This is a genomic window from Frankia sp. CcWB2 (genome assembly GCF_977927585.1).
In genome coordinates, this window is the sequence record NZ_CDWRCM010000115.1 from 2135 (window position 1) to 7788 (window position 5654).

The following is a 5654-nucleotide window of genomic DNA, read 5'->3' on the forward strand; positions in this document are numbered from 1 at the left end:
ATCGGCAAACCGGCGGCCGAGGCTCGCGGCGAGGTCCAGGAGATCATCGACACCTGCGAGTTCTTCCGCGGCGAGGGACGCCGGCTTTACGGCGAGACCGTTCCCTCCGAGATGCCGGACAAGCAGCTGTTCACCTTCCGGGAGCCGGTCGGGGTGATGATGGTGATCACCGCGGGGAACTTCCCGGTGGCGGTGCCGTCCTGGTACATCGTGCCGGCCCTGCTCGCCGGCGACACCGTGGTCTGGAAGCCGGCCGAGTACGCGGAGGCCTGCGCGCAGGCCCTGGTCGAGCTGATGGCCGCCGCCGGGGTTCCCGCCGGCGCGGTGAACCTCGTGCCCGCCGACGGCGCGGCGACGTCGCTCGGGCTGGAGCGGGCGCTGGCGGCCGGCGTCGTCGACAAGGTCGGTTTCACCGGATCCACCGAGGTCGGCCGGTTTATCGGCGCCCTGTGCGGCCGGTACCTGCAGTCGCCGTGCCTGGAGCTCGGCGGGAAGAACCCGATGGTCGTCGCGCCCGACGCCGACCTGGATGCCGCCGTCGAAGCGGCGGTGTTCGCCGGGTTCGGCACCGCCGGGCAGCGGTGCACCTCGCTGGGCACGGCGATCGTGCACGAGTCGGTGCACGCCGAGTTCGTGCGTCGGCTCGACGCCGCCGTGTCCGCGGCGGTCGTCGGCGACCCGACCCGGGACGTGCTGTACGGGCCGCTGCTCGACGCCAGGTTCGCGGCCGGGTTCGCCGACCATCTCGACCTGATCCGGGACCATCACCGGATCTTCGGGTCCACCGCGGTGGGACGGATCACGTCGGCCGGTTTCGGGACGTCGGCCGGCTCGTTGGCGCAGGCGGGGCCGGCGGTGCCGGGAAGGTGGCCGGGCGGACCGCGCCGCGGCTTCGTCGGCGATCCCGACTCCGGGTTGTACTACCACCCGGTGGTGCTCGACGGCGTGCGCCCGGACGACGAGGTGTTCCGCGAGGAGACGTTCGGCCCGATCATCGGCGTTACCACCTACCGCAGCCTCGACGAGGCCATCGACCTGGCGAACCTGCCCGGCTACGGGCTGTCGTCGTCGATCTACACCGGCGATGCGGCGAGCGCGTTCCGGTTCCGGCGTGGGGTGCGGGCCGGGATGGTCAGTATCAACTCCTCGACGTCGGGCGCGGAGGCCCACCTGCCCTTCGGCGGCAACGGGCGGTCCGGCAACGGAAGCCGCCAGTCCGGTCGCTGGGTCCTCGACCAGGTCACCCGATGGCAGTCGATGAACTGGGACTACTCCGGCAGGTTGCAGAAGGCCCAGCTCGACACGGCCGTGCCCCCGGCCGACCTATCCTTCCGCCTGTCGGACCCGTGAGTTCCGGCTGAGACGGGTGCCATGTCGCCGTGCTGCCATGTCGCCTCGCCTCACGGACCCGATGGCGTTTTTCTCGACGACGCGGGACAACGCGGCCGGTCACGGCGGATCGGGGCGTCCGGAGGTTCCGCCGCCCCAGTGTGCTGCCGCATCTCGCCGCATCCAGGACTGGGCCCCGGCGCCCGGCGCCGGTCCGCGCCATAGTCGGCGCATGCCAGACCTGGTGACGCAACTGATGCCCGGGATGCGGCCGACCCCCGGCACACGACGGGCCGGCCGCCGGGAATGGGCCGGTCTCGCCGTGCTCGCTCTGCCCTGCCTGCTGCTGTCGATCGACGTGACCGTGCTGTACTTCGCCCTGCCGTTCATCACCGCACACCTCGCCCCGAGCAGCGCCCAACTGCTCTGGATCGTCGACATCTACTCCTTCGTGCTTGCCGGCCTGTTGATCACGATGGGGACGGTCGGCGACCGGATCGGGCGTCGCCGGCTCCTGCTCTACGGCGCGGCCGTGTTCGGAACCGCGTCGGTACTCGCCGCCTACGCCACCGGCCCGGTCATGCTGATCCTCGCCCGGGCGGCGATGGGCGCCGCCGGTGCCACCCTGATGCCGTCGACTCTCGGGCTCATCCGGGTCCTGTTCGTCGACCCGGACCAGCGGCGCGTCGCCGTCGCCATCTGGACGGCGAGCTTCTCCGGCGGTGTTGCGCTGGGACCGCTGCTCGGCGGATTCATGCTGGAGCACTTCTGGTGGGGCGCCGTCTTCCTGATCAATGTGCCGGTGATGCTCCTGCTGCTGGTGCTGGGTCTCGCGTTCCTGCCCGAGTTCCGGGATCCGCGTCCCGGCCGCTTCGACCTGACCAGCGCCGGGCTCTCCCTCGCCGCCGTCCTCAGCGCGGTCTACGGCATGAAGCGCATCGCCGAACACGGCTGGACCGCCGTTCCGATGACCGTCTTCGTCGTCGGTGTGGTCCTGGGTGGCCTCCTCGTGGCCCGGCAGCGCCGGGTCGACCAACCGCTGATCGACCCGCGGCTGTTCGCGTCCCGCGCCGTGCGCACGGCGTTGGCCGTCAACGCCCTCGCTCTGTTCGCCCTCGTCGGGTTCAGCTTCTTCGCCACTCAGTACCTGCAGCTCGTGGCGGGCCTGACCCCGCTGGTCGCCGGGCTGTGGACGATGCTGCCGGCGACCGCGATGATTATTTCTGTGCTGGCTGCACCTCGGCTGCTGCGGCTACTGCGGCTGGGCGGTGCGCTCGGCGTGGGGCTGGTCGTCACCGCGCTGGGATTCGGCATCGCCAGTCGGCTCGGCGTCTCCGGGGGTCTGCCGGTGCTGCTCGGCGCCTATGCCGTGCTAATCAGCGGGGTCGGTGTCGTCCTCACGATCTGCACCGACGTCGTGCTCGGCAACGCCCCACCCGAACGGGCGGGTTCGGCCTCCGCCCTGTCCGAGTCGGCCATCGAGTTCGGGGGCGCGCTCGGGGTCGCCGTTCTCGGCAGCATCGCCACCGCCGTCTACCGGAACGAGGTGCCGACGCGGGCACCGTCCGGCCTGCCCACGATCGCGGTCGACGCGGCGCGGGAGACCCTCGGCGGTGCGGTGGAGGTCGCCCACCGGCTTCCCGGCGGCCTCCACCCCGGTGGCCTCGGCGACATGTTGCTGCGGGTCGCACAGGAATGCTACGTCGACGCGATGTCGGTGACCGCCATGATTGCTATGGCGGTCATGGCGGCCACGGCCGTCGCCGTCGTGATGGTGCTGCGCCGGGACGGTGCGCCGTCGACGCCTGGGTCGTCAACGCCTGGGTCGTCAACAGCTGGGTCGTCGACGGCCGGGAACGCGGTCGCCGAGCGGGCCGAGAGCATCGGCACCGAAGGGTCCGACCGCACGGTGGCGGACTCCGCCGCTCCCGGGTCGTAGGCGTCGTTCCCGGGGCCTAGCTGGGTCAGCCGGCCGTCGGCTGGCTCAGTGCTGTCGGCTGGCTCAGTGCCGTCGTGGGCGTCGGTGCTGTCGGTGCTGTCGTGGGCGTCGGTGCTGTCGCGGGCGACTCGAAGCGGGGCCGCAGGGGCATGCCGGCGGCGCCGGCGTCCGGCCGGACCGCGAGGGTCTGGTGGATCTGGGTCCGCCCGCTCTCGAAGCTCAGCGCCGATCCGGCCATATAGAGCCGCCAGACGCGGGCCCGACCCGCCCCGACCATGCCGACCGCGGCCGGCCAGTTCTTCTCCAGCAGGCGTACCCAGGCCCGCAGGGTCAGCGCGTAGTGCTCGCGCAGGGACTCGACGTGGCGCGCCTCGAAGCCGGCCGCCTGCATCAGGGAGACCATGACCCCGATCTCGTGTAGTTCCCCATCCGGGAAGACATAGCGATGGAGGAAGTCGCGTCCCCTCGGCAACGGGACCGGGCCGAGGCCGGGCCGGGCCCGGCGGGCCCCCGCGGGGTCGCCGGGGAACGAGATGCCGTGGTTGAGCAGGCGCCCCCCCGGGCGCAGCAGCCGGTACAGCTGGTCGAAGTAGGTCGGGAGCATCGCCCGGCCGACGTGCTCCACCATGCCGATGGAACTGATCGCGTCGAAGGGGCCGTCCGGGATTTCCCGGTAGTCCTGCAGGCGGATCTCGATGACGTCGGCGAGGCCCGCCTCGGCGACGAGGCGGCGGGCCTGCGCGGCCTGTTCCACCGAGATGGTTACCCCCACGCCGCGGACCCCGTGATGGCGGGCGGCGTGGATCAGCATGCTGCCCCAGCCGCAGCCGATGTCCAGTAGCCGCTCGCCGGGACGCAGGCCCAGCTTGCGGCAGACCAGCTCGTGCTTGGCGTTCTGGGCGGCGTCCAGGCCGACCTGCGCCGATTCCCACACCCCGCAGGAATAGGTCATCGTCGGGCCGAGGACGAGGCGGTAGAACGCATTGGACACGTCGTAGTGGTGGGATATCGCCGCCGCGTCCCGGTCCCGGGTGTGCTGCCGGCCGCGCAGCCGGCTCTCCTCGGGCGGCGGGGCCGGCGGGCGCGGGCCGAGTTCGCGCAGCAGGGTCGCGGCGGCGCGGGCGGTTGCGCCGGTCAGCCGCGAGCCGGCCCCGGCGATGCCCCGGCGCACCGCGAGGGCGGCGAAGACGTCCCCCTCGACGTCGATCTCCCCGGCGACGAAGGCCCGCGCGAAGCCCAGCTCACCCGGGCGGAACAGGACGCGGCGCAGGGCCTCCGGCGAGCGGACCAGGATCCGGGTGGTGGTGTCTGGTCCCAGCACCGAGCCGTCCCACAGCGTGATCCGTACCGGCGGGTCGTCCCCGATCAGGCTCTCGAGCAGGATGCGCGTCGCCCGCGCCACGTTCGGTGACCACCGCGGCTCCCGGTGCGGAATGGTTGCTTCGGCAGGGTCGTGCTCCGCCGGCTCTCGACTGATCGTCACGGTGCATCCTCCGGTTGTTACCTGGGCTCATCGTCCCCCGGAAACCCGCTGCCGCAACGGTGTCGGGTGTTGCATGTCCGTATCCCTGTTACCGGGGATCCCCGGTAACAGGGATACTCCGGTCCGTCCCGCGCCGCTCAGGCCACGGCGGAGGCGCCGAGCAGGGCCTTGAGGTCGCCTATGAGGGCCGGAGTGCGCTGGACCTTGTACGCGTCGTCGAGCCGGAACACGGTCGTCGAGCCGGAACACGGTGGTGCGGCTCGCGGTCTGCAGCCGCAGGTGCACCTCCGTCGTCCCGGGATGGGTACCGAGAACCTCCCGCAGCCGCTCCACCGTCGGCGGGTTCACCCGGGACACCAGTATGATGATCACCATCGGTGGGCTCAGGGCGGCGTCGGACAGGTCGGGGACCGTGAGGTCGGAGGCGATCAGCCGCGGGGTGTCCTCCCGCTTGTCGAGGCGGCCCTTGACGATGACCACGGCGTCCTCGGCGAGCTGAGTGGAGCAGGTCTCGTAGGTCTGCGGGAAGAACATGACCTCCAGCCCGTCCTCGAGGTCCTCGATGGTGGTCAGCGCCCACACCTTGCCCTGCTTGGTGACCTTGCGCTGCAGGCTGGAGATGATTCCGCCGATGGTCACGGTGGCACCATCGGGGTGCTCCCCGCCGGTCAGGGACGCGATGCCGCAGTCCGCCTTCGCCGCGAGGATGTGCTCGACGTCGCGCAGCGGGTGGCCGGAGACGTAGAGGCCGAGCATCTCCCGCTCGTGGGACAGCTTGACCGCCTTGTCCCACTCCTGGTCGGAGAACTCCTGCACGCCGAACACGGGCGCCGCGCCCGGCTCGTCCTCGGCGTCGAAGGCGAACAGGTCGAACTGCCCCTCGGCGTTCTTCTTCCTCACCCC

Annotated in this window: 4 protein-coding genes; 2 read left to right on the forward strand and 2 right to left on the reverse strand. The window is 71.6% G+C overall.

Annotated features, from left to right (window positions below; genetic code table 11):
* Together ACY45C_RS13295 and ACY45C_RS13300 are read left to right on the forward strand one after the other, a co-directional pair.
* The coding region (locus ACY45C_RS13295) for an aldehyde dehydrogenase family protein (protein WP_462187931.1) at positions 1-1350 on the forward strand (1350 nt) is incomplete at its 5' end.
* Positions 1351-1585: 235 nt separating this feature from the next.
* Positions 1586-3268, forward strand: coding sequence for an MFS transporter (locus ACY45C_RS13300; protein WP_462187937.1), 1683 nt, complete (start codon positions 1586-1588; stop codon positions 3266-3268).
* Between the two features lie 25 nt (positions 3269-3293).
* Here the strand turns inward: ACY45C_RS13300 and ACY45C_RS13305 are convergent, their stop codons facing one another.
* Positions 3294-4751 (reverse strand): class I SAM-dependent methyltransferase, encoded by a 1458-nt coding sequence (locus tag ACY45C_RS13305; protein ID WP_462187932.1) that lies wholly within the window; start codon positions 4749-4751, stop codon positions 3294-3296.
* Positions 4752-4778: 27 nt separating this feature from the next.
* The coding region (locus ACY45C_RS13310) for an OB-fold nucleic acid binding domain-containing protein (protein WP_462187933.1) at positions 4779-5654 on the reverse strand (876 nt) is incomplete at its 5' end.

Bases quoted from the DNA above. Each gene is read 5' to 3' on its own strand.
- ACY45C_RS13300 (WP_462187937.1), top strand. From the start codon at position 1,586: ATGCCCGGGATGCGGCCGACCCCCGGCACACGACGGGCCGGCCGCCGG.